The sequence below is a fragment of the Pseudomonas sp. KH_027 genome, from assembly GCF_057838565.1.
On record NZ_CM174470.1, the window covers coordinates 3,474,150 to 3,489,580 of the forward strand.

Sequence of the window (15,431 nt, forward strand, 5' to 3'; positions counted from 1 at the left end):
CAATTCAGCCACCGCACAGCCAGGAAGTGGAAACGCAATGATAGTCACCGGCATGCTGTTGAAGGCCAATGAAGCACGCATTGTCACACTCGAGGGCAGCCGCGCAGCACACCGGCTCGTCGCCGAGAAGTTCAACAAGCTGCAGTTGCCGAAGAACCCGACCCAGGAAGACGTGGCACTCTTCGCGCAAGCCTTCAGCGCTCACTGCCTGGCCCATAAGGTCGACAGGCTGGTGATCAACCGCCGCGCCACTGCCGGCCAGGGCGCGGGCGGTGCGGGCACCTTTCTGCTCGAAGGCGTGCTGCTGGCGACCTCCCCGGCGGCGGTTTCGTTCGCCCACCCGCAGACGCTGAAAGCCACCGACCGCCGCGCAGGCGACAGCAAGCTGCAAAAGCCCGCGACCGTCGACCTCGGCAAGGCCTATGACATCGCCTACGAGGGGCTGGAATAGCCTCACTCGTCGGCCAGTACGGGCAAAACCGGCATCAGTTGCGCGGCTCGGACCGCCGTCATTCCCACCAGGGATAGAAGGCCGGCATGTCGCTGGAAGCCTTCTCGGTATACGCCGCGGGGCGCTTCCCCAGGAACGACTGCACCCCCTCCTTGCCGCCACCCAGGCTGGTATAGAACATCGCCAGGGAGTCGACCTTGTGCGCTTCCAGCGGATGCGTCTGGGCCGAGTTGCGGTACATCATCTGCCGGGTCAAGGCGATGGCCACCGGGTTGTGCTGGGCAATCCGCCGGGCAATCTTGTAGGCCTCTTCGAGCAGTTGCTCGGCGGGCACCACGGCTTTGACGAAACGCCCCTGCAGTGCCTCCTCGGCCTTGAGGATATCGCCGCTGTAAACCCACTCCAGCGCCTGGGAGATACCGACAATTCGCGGCAGGAACCAACTGGAGCAGGCTTCCGGAACGATGCCGATCTTGTTGAAGACAAAGCCGATCCGCGCATTTTCCGACGCCAGGCGGATGTCCATGGCGCAGGTCATGCTGGCACCGATCCCCACGGCTGCACCGTTGATGGCGGCAATCACCGGTTTCTTGCAGTCATAAATCGCCAAGGTGACGCGGCCACCGGTATCGCGCACCCCATCGCGAATCTCGGGGTCATCCAGGCGCTGTTGCATATCCGCCAGGGTTGGCGCGAGTTGCTCGTTGAGGCCGAACACATTGCCCGCCACCGACAAATCCATCCCGGCACAAAAGGCCCGGCCGGCACCTGTCACCACAATGGCGCGCACCTCGTCGTCTTCGCTGGCACGCTCGAACGCCGCGATCAACTCGTGGGCCATCTGCACGGTGAAGGCATTCAACTGCTCTGGGCGATTGAGGGTAAGGGTCAGGATCTGCTCGCTTACCTGATAACTGATAGTGCTGTAGGACATGCTCGCTCCGTTATCGCTGGGGGACAGGAGCCTTATCATGCCCAATACCCGGGCATTAAGGGCGCGATCACTACGGCATTTACGCCAAGGGCTGGCGCCTGAGCGCGCAATGGTTTGCATGCCCGCGCGGGCGAACAGGTGTCAGCCGAGCGCGAAAGCCGCTGGAGTGATTTAATTGTGCCGCGCCCAAGCCCATGAGTTTCCCTTCGCAATGACTGCCATCCAGTACGCCCCTCTGCCCCAGTTGATGCGGCCGCTGCTCGACAAGTTCTACCGCGCCCATCATTCACCCATGCGTGCGGGAAGTGCCGAACAGCTCTGGGTCGCCAGGCACAGCGAGATCATCGCCGCCCTCTGCCTCCAGCCGGTTGATCACGGCCATTGGTTGACCGGGCTGTTCGTGGCGCCTGCCGAGCGGCGGCGGAACATCGCCAGCCGGTTGATCGAGCATGCACTGGCACAAACCCCCGGGCCGATCTGGCTGTTCTGTCACCCCGAGCTTGCGGCCTTTTACCAGCGTCTGGGTTTCCAGCCCTGCCCGGCGTTGCCCGAAGCGCTGGCCGACCGGCTGGCGCGCTATAGCCAGAGCAAATCCTTGCTGGCGTTGGCCCGCTAGCCGGCCAAACAGCGACAATCGCGACCTGTCTTGCTGGCCGCCAGCAATTTCGCGGGTCCCCTCTCATTTCATCGCGACCGGCAGGACAGGGCATCGGGACCCCGGAGGAGTCCGCTAAGAGATGGGAGGTGTGCAATGAACCGGCACTACTCCAGCAGTGACGATCCGGACGAACGTGAAAACCTCGGGCACACACTGCACGCCCCGGCCACCAAAGCACTGCGCCGCCGTCGCTTAGCGCATGCCCCCGCACGTAACATCGCAACGCGATGGCAGTCTACTGTCTGTGCCCGCTTGCAGGAGTCATTCATGAACCGACGCACCCTGCTTCAGAAACTTGCCCTCCTCTCCTCGTTGCCACTGCTCGGCGTGCTTTCCCACCCCGCAAGGGCCGCCGAAGCCAGCGTGATCCCCCTCGACAAACCCCACGACACCTGGCGCGAGCTGGTCTCAGCCGCCGCCTACGCGGTGCTGTTCGAAGAGGACACCGAACCGCCGGGCAGCAGCCCGCTGAATAATGAACACCGCGACGGCACCTTCATCTGCGCCGCGTGCTATTTGCCGTTGTTCGACAGCCGGCACAAATTCAACAGTGGCACCGGCTGGCCCAGCTTCACCCAGGACATTGCCGGCCATACGGCCTTCAGTCGCGATTTCAAGCTGCTCTACCCTCGCACTGAATACCACTGCGTGCGCTGCGGCGGGCATCAGGGGCACCTGTTCAATGACGGCCCACCACCGCGCGGCGAGCGCTGGTGCAACAACGGCGTGGCCCTGCGTTTCATCCCAAAGGACGAAACCGCACCGGCACTACGGGGCTGAGCAACCTCAGCGCCAGCACGTTTGCGCCCCCACCTCGCACCTGGCGGCGCTCGCAAGCCATTGCTGGCTGTTACACTGAGCAATCAGGGCGCTGCGCCAGCAGACGGCCAACGTTACAGACCCAAATTGTCAGTGTGTTAGGAATGCTATGAAAATCGACAAAAAGGCAGCCATCGCTCGCCGTAATCTGCAACTCGGCTCAGCGGTGCTTGGCGTCAACAACACGCATTTCGCGACGATCAACCTGAACAAGAAAATCTGGTGGTTCGACATCCCCGTCAGTCGCCTGAAAATCGGCCAGTACGAGTTCGTCCACCTGTTGCTGCACAACCACATCACCGATGAACTGCACCATCTGCGCGTACCGACACTGTATTTCCGCACCCATGAAGATGGCCTGGTGACCCGCAACAAAGGCGAGCGCAAAGCCACCCTCAGCCTGGAGCTGTCCGCCGACAAGGACTCGCTGTACCAGGACGTGCGCCCAAGCGGCACAGGCGTGCGCTTTGCCGAGTTCGTGCAGCGCTAGAGTTGACGCAACCGCCGGTGCGGCACACGCCAAAACAGCATCGACTGTTCAGCAGGTCGAGCTAAACAGGACCGAGCGACGATGAAAAACTGGATGGTATTCGGCTTATTGCTCGTCCTCGGCGGTTGTACTTCGCTGGCCTGCGACCAACCCCTGAGTGGCAGCCGCTGCCGCGATGAGCAATTGCTCTACCAAAACGACATGCTGCAGGCCAAGATCCTCATCGCCAGCGGCCAGCTCGAGGATTACGAACTGGCCAGCGCCCTGCTCAAGCGCTCAGCAGCGTTGGACGACAAAGGCGAAGTCGAGTTCTACCAGGCGGCGCTGCTGATCCGTGAAGGCCCGCAGGCCGCCGAGGTACTGGCCTTACTGGAACGCTCCGCCAAACACGACCATCCCTATGCGATTGCCCTGCTTTACAAAATCCATGCAGAGCCCTACCTGATCGACACCCGCGATCCACTGAAAGCCGAACAGTATCGAGCGGCCTATGCCGAACTGGATGTGGCTAAAAGCGGTTATCCCTCGTTCGAGAAAGCGCTGAGTGTGGTTACGCAATTGGTCGACCCCGCGCAAGTGCAAAACGCTCCACCGGCCGAAGAGTAAGTGCATCGCCCGGGTTGCACGCGCAACAGCCGTTCGCTGTTAGCCCTTAACGCAAAAAGGCAGCCACTAAGGGCTGCCTTTTCATATGCATTGGTGCCGTTGAGAGGAATCGAACCCCCGACCTCCTGATTACGAATCAGATGCTCTACCAACTGAGCTACAACGGCTTATACAGCGAGTCACAGAAGCGAGTCACAGAGACAACTCAACAATAGCGCAAAACGCTGTTCACATTCAGTCGCGCCGATGCACACCTCTGGTTTGATTCAACTCAGCTCGATGCGATCCTCGTGGATCACGATCTGACCCTGTTTGTACAGCGCGCCAATCGCTTTCTTGAAGTTGCCTTTGCTGACGCCGAACAGGCCGGTGATGATCTCCGGCGAGCTCTTGTCGCTGACCGCCAGCACGCCATCATGCTCGCGCAGCTTGGCCAGGATCTTCTCGTGCAGGGCGTTGGCGGCCTCCTTGCCCACGGGTTGCAGGCTCAGGCTGATTTTGCCGTCCGGGCGCACTTCCTTGATAAACCCCTTTTCCTGCTTACCGGCACGCAAGAACTTAAAGACTTCGTTCTTGTGGATCAAACCCCAGTGCTGATTGTTGATAATGGCTTTGAAACCCATATCAGTGGACTCGGCCACCAACAGATCGACTGGCTGCCCGGCCTTGTAATTGGCGGGAGCGTTATCCAAATGTTTATCCAGGCGTGCAGTCGCGGTAATCCGGCGGGTGTGTTTATCCAAGTACACATAAACGACACAGTATTCACCGGCCTGCATTTGGCGCTTTTCTTCCGAGTAGGGCAGCAGCAAGTCTTTCGGCAAACCCCAATCGAGAAAAATACCGATACTGTTAACTTCCACCACCTTCAGGCTCGCAAATTCGCCAACCTGAACTTTTGGCTTTTCCGTGGTAGCGATTAATTTGTCATCGCTATCCAGGTAAATGAATACATTCAACCAGTCTTCAACTTCGCTCGGCGTATCTTTGGGTATGTAACGATTGGGCAGCAATATCTCGCCATCCGGCCCGCCATCCAAATAAAGCCCAAAGTTGGTGTGCTTAACCACCTGCAAACTGTTGAAACGCCCGATTAATGCCATGCTCACTACCCTCATTGCGTGACTGGCATTCTACCCGACTTGGCGGTGCAGCAGAGCATGACGAGCCCGCCGTGATCGCCGATAATGAGCCCATCCACCGCTGACAGCCCAGATCCTCCACACACAGGCAACGCATGAGCACCGAGCAGAGCAAGAACCCGCTACATGGCATCACCCTGGAAGGCATCGTCAACGCGCTGGTTGAGCACTATGGCTGGGAACAACTGGGCCAGCTGATCGAGATCCGCTGCTTTCAAAGCGACCCGAGTGTGAAATCCAGCCTGAAGTTTCTGCGCAAGACGCCCTGGGCGCGCGCGAAGGTCGAAGCGCTGTATGTGAAGCTGAGCCAGCGCTGAGCGCCCAGCCCCCTCTTCGCCCGGACCGCCCGTCTGCTATGCCAACGCCCAAACGCCGCCCCACGCTCTACAGGGAGCTGCTGCGGCAGCTACCTACCGGCAATGACTCGATGCAAAACAAGCAGTTAACTCGCAGCAAGCGGCCATTATGAAAACCCGCCCTGCGCTTGAATAGCACAGCCGCCCCCGGCTTTTATGCCTTTTATTTAGCAAGCAATTACTCAGCCTTTTGTGTACAATAGCTGGCCATATTAATTTTTAAATAGGTTAATGGCCGCCATGCGCGTTAAAGCATCCGCTATGAAGAAAAAAGCACCGCCCGCTGTTGAAACCCACAGTTCGATTGACGAGCAGGTTGCTGCTTTTCTGAAATCCGGCGGCGAAATCCAGGAAATCCCCAAGGGTGTCAGCGGCCAGGTATTTGGCACCTCGAAGCAAATTACTCTTGGCAAGAAATAGTAACTTCGGCAAAACGCCTGTACTTCTTGTCGATGCGCTTTGATCTCCCGCAGACAAAGCGCCAAGACAAACAACGCCCCTCCCCTCCCCGGCAACACCCGCATTCATTTATTTCCAGCCAGCTCGGCTTAAATACATTCAATTCAGCTATTACCTGGCTATTATCAATGCAGTTTTGATCTTGCCCAGCCTGCACACCTGCGCGATTTGGCAACAGCAATGACCGAAGACTATTCTTTAGGTGCAACGCACAGCGCAGCACGTCGACCTCGTTGATGAAGAGAGAAATGACATGAGCAAAGGCATGGATTCAAAAAAAGCGGCAAAAAAGAAACCCGCTAAAACCGCCGACGAAAAGCGCGCGGTGAAAAAGGCGAAAAAATCCGACAGCGGCCTCTTCAGCCATTCATAACCCGCCATACGCGGCCCGAACCTTGCCAGGCAAGGCAAGGCAAGGCAAGGCAGAAGGCTGCGCAGCTTTGATACGGCAAGAACACATGGGCCGCGCTGCTGAATAAGCAGCACGCCCTTGCAGCGCCCGCAATACCGATGCAGCGCAACACCCCCGCCAGCCACTCGCAACACCTCCCGCCAAACCGCCGCCTAAACATGCTTTCTCACACATTAATTTCTGCCGTTTGGGTCAAACCCACTGGTGACTAACAGATTGTTGTTTCAGAATCATGAACAACAAGACATCCAGCTAATCTGGACGTATATCTACGGATTCTCGCTGCCTTATCTCAGGAGCTCCTGTGCGCCCTCTCAGCCGCTGGCTGCAGCACCCCGCTTGTTCTCTGATCGCTCTTGGCTTCCTGTTCCTGCTCGTTCCCATGGCCAGCCGCTACTGGCTGGGCTGGTCGAACGGGTTTGGCTATTTCTCCGACCTGGCTATCGGCTGCCTGCTGATGCTGTTGCTGCACAACCGCTCACGGCTGCTGGCGTTGCCGCTGATGCTGATCTGGAGCCTGTTCACCCTGGGCACGGCGGAACTGGTCGGCGCGGTCGGACGCATGCCGGAACTCAGCGACCTGAAGTACCTCAGCGACCCGCAATTCGTCAGCCAATCCACCCACGGCGGCGGCCTCACGTACCCGTCGCTCGGCTTGGCGCTGGCGCTCGGCATACTCGCTAACCTGCTGCTGGGCGGCCGCAAGCCCAAGGGCAGTGCGCTGAAAATCCCACACTATGGCTATGTCCTGCCGGTCGTGTTTCTCGCAGCCCACGCGACGAGCCAATACCTCAACCCAAGCGAGGCCGATCAATGGAAGCAGTTCAATCTGCCGCACAAGCTGCTGGCGGAAAGCTTCAATGCCGGTCAACTGCGCCTTGAAGACTGGCTGGACGGCGACACACCCGACATCCAGCCAGACATCGCCGGCCTGACCCAACTGGACTTGAACGGCAGCAAGCTGTTCGCCGGCAAAGGCAAGGCGCGCAATGTGCTGATCGTTACTCTGGAGGGCATTCCCGGCGCATACATCGCGCGCAACCGCACCGCGATCGACAGCAGTTACCACGACTCACTGATGCCCAAGCTCAGCCAGTGGGCCGAGCGCGCCATGAGCACGCCGGATTATGTGCTGCACAGCCACCAGACCATCCGCGGTCTCTACGCCATGCTCTGCGGTGATTATGAGAAGTTCGACGGCGGCACGCCGAAAGGCGTCGAGCTGCTGAACAACGCCGTGCGCAACCAGCAGTGCCTTCCCGCACAACTGCACGAGCAGGGCTTTCGCACGCACTTCCTGCAGGGTGCCGGCTTGCGCTTCATGGCCAAAGACAAAATCATGCCGCACATGGGGTTCGACAAAACCTTCGGCCGTGACTGGTTCAAGAACAAGCCGTACCTGAAATTCCCTTGGGGCATGGATGACAAATCCTACTTTGAAGGTGCACTCAGCTATGTGAAAACACTGCGCAAGCAGAAGAAACCCTGGATGTTGACCCTGCTGACCGTCGGCACCCATCAGCCCTATTCCGCGCCCCAGGACTACCTGGATCGCTACCCTGGCGCCAAGCAGGCGGCCATCGGCTACCTGGACGATGCAGTGGCGAACTTCCTGGCCGGGCTGGAAAAACAGGGCGTGTTGAAGGACACCCTAGTGATCGTCACCTCGGATGAGTCCCACGGGATCGATGATGTGCGCCTGGCTTCGGCCTGGGGCTTCAATCTGGTGCTGGCCCCGGAACAAGACACCCTGCCGACCTTCAAACGCGGGATTTACGGGCACGTCGACCTGACCACCTCGGTGCTCGATTACTTCGACTTGCCGGTACCCTCGAACCTCTCCGGCCGCTCGCTGTTTCGCGACTACGCGAGTGGGCGCGAAATCATGTCCTACACCAACGGCTTGCTGCGCCAGCATGACGGCAAAGGCACCTTTACCGAGTGTGACTTCCAGCAGGTTTGCCGCCGTTATGCCAGTGAAGGCTTTATTGCCGACAAGGCCCGTTATCTTGGGCGCTTCAGCGGCAAACAGGCACGTCAGGTGGCGCAGCGCGCAGCACTGCTGGATCAGTCGCTGACGAGCGGGCAGATCGGCCAGCAGTACCAGTTCGCCAACCGCGAGCGGATCAAACTGCAGGAAAAGCCCGGCGACGACTGGGCCGACAACCTGATCGGCGCGCAATACCTGGAACTGCCAAAGGGCACCCACACCCGTATCAACCTGAAAATTCGCGCCGTGCGGATGGACAAACAAGGCGCCAAACTCCTGCTCAAGACCAAGGAGTTCGATCGGGAGGTGGCCGGGCTGATCCCGGAACTGCCGCTGCTCAAGCCCGGCAAGACCCTGAACCTGAACTTTGGTTTCGACAACCTCGACACCCGCAAGGCGTTCTCCTTCCACCTATTGGGGCAAGGCCGTGGCGCGATCGAGATTACCGACTTCAGCGTCGTCACCGAACCCCTGATCCAACCCTATCTGCTGGATATCAAGCAGGCCGAAGAAAGCGCTCAGACTGAACGGCGGTGACCGGCTTGGCAGCAGCCGGGCCGCTGTGGCGTCTTCACTCCGGCTGCAAAGCGAGCCGCAGCAGTTGCCCCTGCGCCTCATCGGTCAGCACGTACAGGTAGCCATCCGGCCCTTCGCGCACGTCACGGATGCGCGCTCCCAACTCCTCGAGCAAGCGCTCCTCATGGACCACTAGATCGCCCTTCAGCTCCAGGCGGATCAAGGCTTGCCCGGCCAACGCGCCGATGAACAGATTGTGCTGCCACGCGGGAAAACGTCGCGCCGTATAGAACGCCATGCCACTGATTGCCGGCGATTTCTCCCAGACATGGTGCGGCGGTTCGGTGCCCGCGACGATTTTGCCCTGCGCCTCGGGTATCGCCAGCAACGAGTAATTGATGCCATGGGTCGCCAGTGGCCAGCCATAGTTCTTACCGGCCTGGGCAATATTGATTTCGTCACCGCCACGCGGGCCGTGCTCGTGGGTCCACAACCTGCCGGTCCAGGGGTTGAGCGCCGCGCCCTGCGGGTTGCGATGCCCGTAGGACCAGATCTCCGGGCGCACGCCGGGCCGGCCGACAAAGGGGTTGTCGGCCGGCACACGACCATCCGGATAGATGCGCACAACCTTGCCCTGCAACGTGTCCAGGTCCTGCGCCGCCGGGCGCTGGTAGTTTTCGCCGAGGGTGATGAACAGATGGCCGTCCCGGTCGAAAACCAGGCGCGAGCCGAAATGATTGCCAGTGGACAGCTTGGGCATCTGCCGGAAGATCACTTCGAACCGCTCCAGCCGGGTCCGATCCGCAGACAGGGTGCCGCGCCCAACGGCCGTACCCGCGTACTCCTCACCCGCCTCGGCGTAGGCCAGGTAAACCAGACGATCCTGGACGAACTCCGGGGAAAGCGTGACATCCAGCAGGCCGCCCTGCCCCCGGGCATAAACCTCAGGCAAGCCCTGCAGCGGCTCCGACAGCGCGCCGTCCGCGTCAACCACACGCAAGCGCCCTGGCCGCTCGGTCACCAACATGCCACCACCGGGCAAGAAGGCCAGGCTCCACGGATGCTCCAACCCGCCCACCAACGGTGTAACGCGGAGTTCGCCGCGCTCGCTGGGAAAACTGAACGTCTGTGCCCCGACCAAGGCCGGCGCCAGCAGCGCGATCATGAGCCAGGCCGCTGAACATGTCTTGCGCTTCATCCTCTACGCCTCCGGTGTGCCATTCACCCGCACGTCTCAACCTGGCCAGGGTGCCACAGGCCCTGAGCACTTATAACAACCTGAGTATTTCCTCGAATGTCACGCCCGGATGCCCGGCACGTCCCCCCGGGGCGGCTGATACAGCGCCATTCAGCAGGCCGGTAATGGCGGCACGGCCGGCAAAGCTGCTCTAGGCTGACGCCCATGCTTCGAGCCTGCGAGAGCGCCGTGCCCAATCTGAACCTCTGCTTCAAGATCGCCACATTGGCCGCGCTGGCGGGCTGGATGCTCTTACTGGTCCTGCCCTTCTGGGCCGCGACCGACGAACTGGTGCTTGGCGTGGCGGTGGTCCTGCTGGCCCTGATCTATGCCTACCTGCTGCAAGCCGCGCTGCGCCAGCGGCCGGAACCGGGCAGCGGTCGGCCGGGCTTCTTCACCCTCAAGGGGGTGCTGGCCCTGTTTCGCAATCCCACCGCCGTGCTCGCCGGCTGGGTGCATATTCTGGCCTTCGACCTGATGGTGGGGCTTTATATCCGCAGCGAGGGTGCTGTCATCGGTCTCAGTCACTGGGCTCTGATCCCTTGCTACCTACTGACCCTGATGTTCGGGCCGCTGGGCTTGCTGCTGTTTCTCGCCCTGCGCTGGCTGAACCTCTAGGCCGGCTCAATACTCGACGTATCTGCGCTCTATCGCCGTGTACTCACCGCTCTGGCGAATGGCGGCCAGCCCCCGGTTGAACACATCGCGCTGGATTTGATAGCGAAACCCCAACTGATAGGCCGTGGGCGGAAACAGCGTATACCAGGTCAGCGGCTGGTTGATGTCGACCTGGTCGAGCACATCGCGATCAAAGTACTTGATGATCCTGACATCGCCAATAATCACGTCGATCCGCCCGCTGTACAGCAGGCGGTTGCGCGCAATCTGCTGCGCCTCTTCACGGTAGCGCGGGTTGGCCTCAGCCATGCGTTGGAATTCCGGCCCGAGCAGAAAGCGGGCGCGCTGGAAGGCGCTGATCGAGTAGTCGCCCAGGTCGGCGATGGACTTTATCCGGTAGTTGCGTGAAGCCAGCGCCACCGCGACATTGTCGTAGTAGATATAGGGATCGGAATAATAAGCGGCCACACCGCTCTGTTCGTTGGTGGAAGCGATGCAGTCGATTTCACCACGGCGCAGCATCAGGTGCAGGCGCTCCATCGGCGCGAAATAGGCCTGCACCTCGTAGCCTTCGCTTTGCAAGGAGGCGGCCACGATCTCGTACTCCAGGCCGCGCCGCTCGGCCTCGAATATATAAGGGGGTTTGTGCGTGCCGAAGCCGACTCGAAATGGCGCGGCGCTTACCTCAACAGCCAGCCAGAGCAACCCCAAGGCCAGTAGCCATCTGCGCATGCCCGCCCCTTGATTTGAACCCTGCGGCAGCATACCCGGCTGCAAGTCCGAGCGGTATTTTCAATCCACGGTCAAGCCGGCCCCTGCGCAATAACGAGAGGGGCAAAGTGACGAATGCTAATGCGGCAGGCTGTTCTCGCAGCCTGCCGCCGGTCTGAAAGCCGCCGCTGCACGCGACGGCGGTCGGCGGTTTACTGGATATCTTCGGGTTTGACCATGATCCAATTCTTGTCGGCAGTCACCGGCAGCCCATTCCTGGCCTGCGCCTCGGCGTGCTTCTTGATCATGCCATTGATCTGGTCCAGGTATTTCGGCTTGCGGTCGACCCACAGATGAATGCCGCCCTTGTCCACATCGGTGCTGTGGAAGAGCATGTAACCATCGCTGCTGGGCGTATCGCCGGCCACCAATATCGGCTTCTTCCACTCGTCGATGTACGTGAGGATCGCCGCTTGCTTGCCAGCCATCCAGGTCGCCGGGGTCCAGAGATAGGGCGTCAACTCCAGGCCCAGGTTGGCCTTTTCGTCATAGGTGCCGGCGCTGATCTGCTTACGCGCGGTGGTCACATCGCCGGTACTGCGGTTCTTCAGCAGGGTGGTGACGCCGATGACGTTCTGCGCTTTGACGTTGTAGCCGTACTTGGGGTCGGCGGCGACCATCCGCACCAACTCTTCGTGGGCGGCGGTCATCACATAAACCTCGATGCCGTTCTCCGTCAGCAGGTTCATCAATTCCTTCTGCCCGGAGAAGATCTTCGGTGGGTTGATCTCGATGGTCTTGACCGTGTCGCCGTCGTAATAGGTGCTCGGCACCGGCTTGCCATACGCCATCAGTTCATCGACATAGCCTTTCAGCTCCGTCAGGGTGAAACCCGAGAACACCTGGGCGACCCAGGGGTAGCAGACCATGTCGTCGATTTCACAGAGCCGGTAGTAGTAGCTGTTGAGGCTTTCCTTGTGGCCGGCGACGTCCTTGAAGGGGATCAGCTTCAGCGACGGGTCGAGCTTTTCCCGCGTCAACGCCCCCTTCATTTCCATAAAGGGCAGCAACGACTCTTCCAGGTCATAGCGGTAGCTGGTGTTGTCCATGTCGAATACGGCGTAATTGCCTTTATTGGCATTCGCCTTGACCAGTGCGCTCAACTGCTTGGCCGCCGGTGCCGGCCAATGCGTCAACTCAGTCGCAAGAATCTGACTGGCGACACCGCTCAACAGCAAGGCTGCCAACAATTTCGGTACACGCTTCATATGAGTCCCTCCCCCGCTCGTGATCGAGATAAGCAGCCGACAATGCGGCCCCGATGGACGCTAACAAATGCCCATGTCAGGCCGACACGCGCAACCGACACCCAGCATCGTATTCACGCCACTGGTCTAGACCAGAAGCGCCACCGATCACACTCAAGAGATACAGCCCCAAAGAAACGGCCCGGATTGGCGCTCACAACGTCAAAGCCCGCGCGCTGAAACACCTCCGGTAACTCGGTCGCCTACGCCAAGAGCTCTGGCCTGCATCAGCGGGATCGATTGAGTGGGATTAGTCCCCGCATGCCGGTTGCGGGCTAGACTTCATGCCTCAGTCAACGTTCCCACCGGAGAAGACCATGCTCAAAGCCGAATACCAAACACGCGGCCCGGTCCCGCAAGACGTGATCGCGGCCGTAGAGTTGCACCTGCCCGCGCTGAGCGCCGGCCAGGTGCGAGTCAAGGTTCTGGCCGCACCGATCAACCCCTCGGATGTACTCACCCTGACGGGCGAATACGGCATGCTGCCGCCGCTGCCGGCGATTGGTGGTAACGAGGGCGTTGGCCGGATCGAGGAACTGGGCCCGGAAGTCAACCAGCTGAAAGTCGGCCAGATGGTGCTTCTACCGGTTGGCTGCGGCACCTGGGTGACCCACCTGAACACCGACGCGAAGAAGCTGATCCCATTGCCCGACGCCGACCCGCAGCAGTTGGCGATGATGACCGTGAACCCACCGACGGCTTCGCTGCTGCTCAGCGAGTTCGTCGACCTGCAACCTGGCGACTGGGTGATTCAGAACGCCGCCAACTCCGGGGTCGGCAGCTATTTGATCCAACTGGCCAAACTGCGCGGCTTCAAGACCCTCAACGTAGTGCGTCGCGAGTCGGCGGTTGCCGGGGTGAAAGCCGAAGGCGCCGACGTGGTGCTGGTGGACGGCCCGGACTTGCCCAAGCGTGTGCGCGAAGCCACTGGTGGCGCAGCTGTGCGTCTGGGGATCGATGCGGTCGGCGGCGAGGCCACTGACCACCTGGCCGCCAGCCTGAGCGAAGGCGGCGTGCTGGTGAACTACGGCATGATGAGCCGCCAGCCGTGCCAGGTTTCGCCGGGCTCCTTCGTCTTTCGCGATGTCAGTTTGCGCGGTTTCTGGCTGGCCAAGTGGTTCCGTGTGGCCACACCGGCGCAGCAGATGAAGGTCTTCGGCGAACTGACCCAGCTGATCGCCAGCGGCCAGCTGAAAAGCCGCGTGGCCGCGACCTACGATGTCAGCCAGATCAAGGAAGCCGTGGCCGCCGCAGCCAGTGGCGAACGGGAAGGCAAGATCCTGATCGTACCCAAGTAAGCGCCTGCCGCCGGATGGGGCAAGGCCTGCGGCCCGCCCCACCCGGCACAGCCTTACTCGGCCGCTGGCTCGCTCGGCTTCTTGCGCTTGAGCGGCGCCATGCCGTCGCGGCTGACCAGAGCCGGCGCATCGCTTTTCGGCCGGTTGGCGGTTTTGCGCTTGGTCGCGGTCTTGGCCGGGGCTTTCTTGTCGGTTTTCTTGTCGGTCTTCTTCTTTTTCACACCGACGGCCTTACCCGAGGCTTTGACCTTCTTCGGCCCCTGGTAAGTACCTTTGACTTCCTTGATCGTGCGCCGCTCGAAGCTCTGCTTCAGGTAGCGCTCGATGCTCGACATCAAATTCCAGTCGCCGTGGCAGATCAGCGAAATCGCCAAGCCATCGCCGCCGGCCCGCCCGGTGCGGCCGATACGGTGCACGTACTCGTCGCCACTGCGCGGCATGTCGAAGTTGATCACCAGATCCAGACCATCCACATCCAGGCCACGGGCGGCCACGTCAGTGGCCACCAGGATTTTCACCCCACCCTGCTTCAGACGGTCGATCGCCAGTTTGCGGTCTTTCTGGTCCTTTTCGCCGTGCAGCACGAAAACCTTGTGATCGGTGGCGACCAGGCGGCCATACAGGCGATCGGCCTGCACCCGGGTGTTGGTGAAGATGATCGCCTTCTGGTAGGTCTCATTGGCCAGCAGCCAATGCACCAGTTGCTCTTTGTGCTGATTGTGGTCGGCGGTGATGATCTGCTGGCGCGTGCCTTCGTTCAGTTGGCTGACGCTGTTGAGTTGCAGATGCTGCGGCTCACGCAACACCGAGGCGACCATGTCGCGCAGCCCGGCGCCGCCACTGGTGGCGGAGAACAGCAGGGTCTGGTGCGGGCCTTTGCACTCACCGGCCAAGCGTTGCACGTCTTCGGCAAAGCCCATGTCGAGCATGCGGTCGGCTTCGTCGAGCACCAGCACTTCAACGGCCTTGAGGTCGAGGTTGCCGGCGTTCAGCTGCTCAAGCAGCCGCCCCGGCGTGCCGATCAAAATGTCCGGCACCTTGCGCAGCATCGCTGCCTGCACCTTGAAGTCTTCGCCGCCGGTAATCAGCCCGGACTTGATGAAGGTGAACTGCGAGAAACGCTCGACTTCCTTGAGGGTCTGCTGCGCCAGCTCACGGGTCGGCAGCAGGATCACCGCACGAATCACCACCCGCGGCTTGGCGTCGCCCATCAGCCGGTTCAGCATCGGCAGTACGAAAGCGGCGGTCTTGCCGCTGCCGGTTTGCGCCGTCACCCGCAGATCACGCCCTTCCAACGCCAGCGGAATAGCCGCCGCCTGCACGGGCGTCGGCTCGACGAATTTCAGCTCGGCCACGGCTTTAAGCAGGCGTTCGTGCAGGGCGAATTGGGAAAACACGGGGGTTACCTCGGCGAAAATCAGTAAACA

The 15,431-nt window shown here is 60.6% G+C and carries 16 protein-coding genes and 1 tRNA gene; 10 read left to right on the plus strand and 7 right to left on the minus strand.

Going from position 1 to position 15,431, the window contains the following annotated elements; all coding sequences use genetic code 11:
• Nucleotides 1-37: 37 nt before the first annotated feature.
• A complete protein-coding gene (locus tag AC3IYG_RS16280) occupies nucleotides 38-451 on the plus strand; it encodes a DUF3010 family protein (protein ID WP_489310116.1) in 414 nt (137 codons plus the stop codon).
• A 58-nt stretch (nucleotides 452-509) separates the two neighbouring features.
• Here the strand turns inward: AC3IYG_RS16280 and AC3IYG_RS16285 are convergent, their stop codons facing one another.
• Nucleotides 510-1,385 carry a crotonase/enoyl-CoA hydratase family protein gene (locus tag AC3IYG_RS16285; protein ID WP_489310118.1) on the minus strand — a complete coding sequence of 292 codons (876 nt, stop codon included), beginning with the start codon at nucleotides 1,383-1,385 and terminating at the stop codon, nucleotides 510-512.
• A gap of 211 nt (nucleotides 1,386-1,596) precedes the next feature.
• On the opposite strand from AC3IYG_RS16285, the gene AC3IYG_RS16290 reads away from it, so the two are divergent.
• The 4 genes from AC3IYG_RS16290 (at nucleotide 1,597) to AC3IYG_RS16305 (ending at nucleotide 3,958) form a co-directional block, all read left to right on the plus strand.
• On the plus strand, nucleotides 1,597-2,001 hold the full coding sequence (locus tag AC3IYG_RS16290) for a GNAT family N-acetyltransferase (protein WP_489310120.1): 405 nt from the start codon (nucleotides 1,597-1,599) through the stop codon (nucleotides 1,999-2,001).
• 309 nt (nucleotides 2,002-2,310) lie between these two features.
• Nucleotides 2,311-2,823, plus strand: coding sequence for a peptide-methionine (R)-S-oxide reductase MsrB (gene msrB, locus AC3IYG_RS16295; protein WP_489310122.1), 513 nt, complete (start codon nucleotides 2,311-2,313; stop codon nucleotides 2,821-2,823).
• Between the two features lie 148 nt (nucleotides 2,824-2,971).
• Nucleotides 2,972-3,352, plus strand: coding sequence for a hypothetical protein (locus AC3IYG_RS16300; RefSeq protein WP_489310124.1), 381 nt, complete (start codon nucleotides 2,972-2,974; stop codon nucleotides 3,350-3,352).
• Nucleotides 3,353-3,433: 81 nt separating this feature from the next.
• Nucleotides 3,434-3,958 carry a hypothetical protein gene (locus AC3IYG_RS16305; protein WP_489310126.1) on the plus strand — a complete coding sequence of 175 codons (525 nt, stop codon included), beginning with the start codon at nucleotides 3,434-3,436 and terminating at the stop codon, nucleotides 3,956-3,958.
• A 91-nt stretch (nucleotides 3,959-4,049) separates the two neighbouring features.
• Here the strand turns inward: AC3IYG_RS16305 and AC3IYG_RS16310 are convergent.
• Together AC3IYG_RS16310 and AC3IYG_RS16315 are read right to left on the minus strand one after the other, a co-directional pair.
• Nucleotides 4,050-4,125, minus strand: a tRNA-Thr gene (locus AC3IYG_RS16310).
• A gap of 99 nt (nucleotides 4,126-4,224) precedes the next feature.
• Nucleotides 4,225-5,061 carry a CvfB family protein gene (locus AC3IYG_RS16315; protein WP_489310128.1) on the minus strand — a complete coding sequence of 279 codons (837 nt, stop codon included), beginning with the start codon at nucleotides 5,059-5,061 and terminating at the stop codon, nucleotides 4,225-4,227.
• Between the two features lie 134 nt (nucleotides 5,062-5,195).
• On the opposite strand from AC3IYG_RS16315, the gene AC3IYG_RS16320 reads away from it, so the two are divergent.
• From AC3IYG_RS16320 to AC3IYG_RS16330, 3 genes are all read left to right on the plus strand, one after another.
• Nucleotides 5,196-5,417, plus strand: coding sequence for a VF530 family protein (locus tag AC3IYG_RS16320; protein ID WP_489310130.1), 222 nt, complete (start codon nucleotides 5,196-5,198; stop codon nucleotides 5,415-5,417).
• Nucleotides 5,418-5,687: 270 nt separating this feature from the next.
• Nucleotides 5,688-5,876 carry a hypothetical protein gene (locus AC3IYG_RS16325; RefSeq protein WP_171011850.1) on the plus strand — a complete coding sequence of 63 codons (189 nt, stop codon included), beginning with the start codon at nucleotides 5,688-5,690 and terminating at the stop codon, nucleotides 5,874-5,876.
• A 755-nt stretch (nucleotides 5,877-6,631) separates the two neighbouring features.
• The gene (locus AC3IYG_RS16330; RefSeq protein WP_489310132.1) at nucleotides 6,632-8,854 is read left to right on the plus strand and encodes an LTA synthase family protein; all 2,223 of its coding nucleotides are present in this window, start codon (nucleotides 6,632-6,634) and stop codon (nucleotides 8,852-8,854) included.
• Between the two features lie 34 nt (nucleotides 8,855-8,888).
• Here the strand turns inward: AC3IYG_RS16330 and AC3IYG_RS16335 are convergent, their stop codons facing one another.
• Complete coding sequence (locus AC3IYG_RS16335; RefSeq protein ID WP_489313935.1) at nucleotides 8,889-9,998, minus strand: PQQ-dependent sugar dehydrogenase; 1,110 nt, start codon at nucleotides 9,996-9,998, stop codon at nucleotides 8,889-8,891.
• Between the two features lie 237 nt (nucleotides 9,999-10,235).
• Here AC3IYG_RS16335 and AC3IYG_RS16340 point away from each other — a divergent pair, with 237 nt between their 5' ends.
• Nucleotides 10,236-10,688: an abscisic acid-deficient protein Aba4 family protein gene (locus AC3IYG_RS16340; protein WP_489310134.1), complete on the plus strand. Its 453-nt coding sequence runs from the start codon at nucleotides 10,236-10,238 to the stop codon at nucleotides 10,686-10,688.
• Nucleotides 10,689-10,694: 6 nt separating this feature from the next.
• Here AC3IYG_RS16340 and AC3IYG_RS16345 read toward each other — a convergent pair whose 3' ends face one another.
• Nucleotides 10,695-11,420: a substrate-binding periplasmic protein gene (locus AC3IYG_RS16345; RefSeq protein WP_489310136.1), complete on the minus strand. Its 726-nt coding sequence runs from the start codon at nucleotides 11,418-11,420 to the stop codon at nucleotides 10,695-10,697.
• Nucleotides 11,421-11,611: 191 nt separating this feature from the next.
• The gene (locus AC3IYG_RS16350; protein ID WP_489310138.1) at nucleotides 11,612-12,667 is read right to left on the minus strand and encodes an HAD family hydrolase; all 1,056 of its coding nucleotides are present in this window, start codon (nucleotides 12,665-12,667) and stop codon (nucleotides 11,612-11,614) included.
• Between the two features lie 356 nt (nucleotides 12,668-13,023).
• Here AC3IYG_RS16350 and AC3IYG_RS16355 point away from each other — a divergent pair, with 356 nt between their 5' ends.
• Nucleotides 13,024-14,004: a zinc-dependent alcohol dehydrogenase family protein gene (locus tag AC3IYG_RS16355; protein WP_489310140.1), complete on the plus strand. Its 981-nt coding sequence runs from the start codon at nucleotides 13,024-13,026 to the stop codon at nucleotides 14,002-14,004.
• A 53-nt stretch (nucleotides 14,005-14,057) separates the two neighbouring features.
• On the opposite strand, the gene AC3IYG_RS16360 is transcribed toward AC3IYG_RS16355, so the two are convergent.
• Nucleotides 14,058-15,401 (minus strand): DEAD/DEAH box helicase, encoded by a 1,344-nt coding sequence (locus AC3IYG_RS16360; protein WP_489310142.1) that lies wholly within the window; start codon nucleotides 15,399-15,401, stop codon nucleotides 14,058-14,060.
• Between the last annotated feature and the right edge of the window lie 30 nt (nucleotides 15,402-15,431).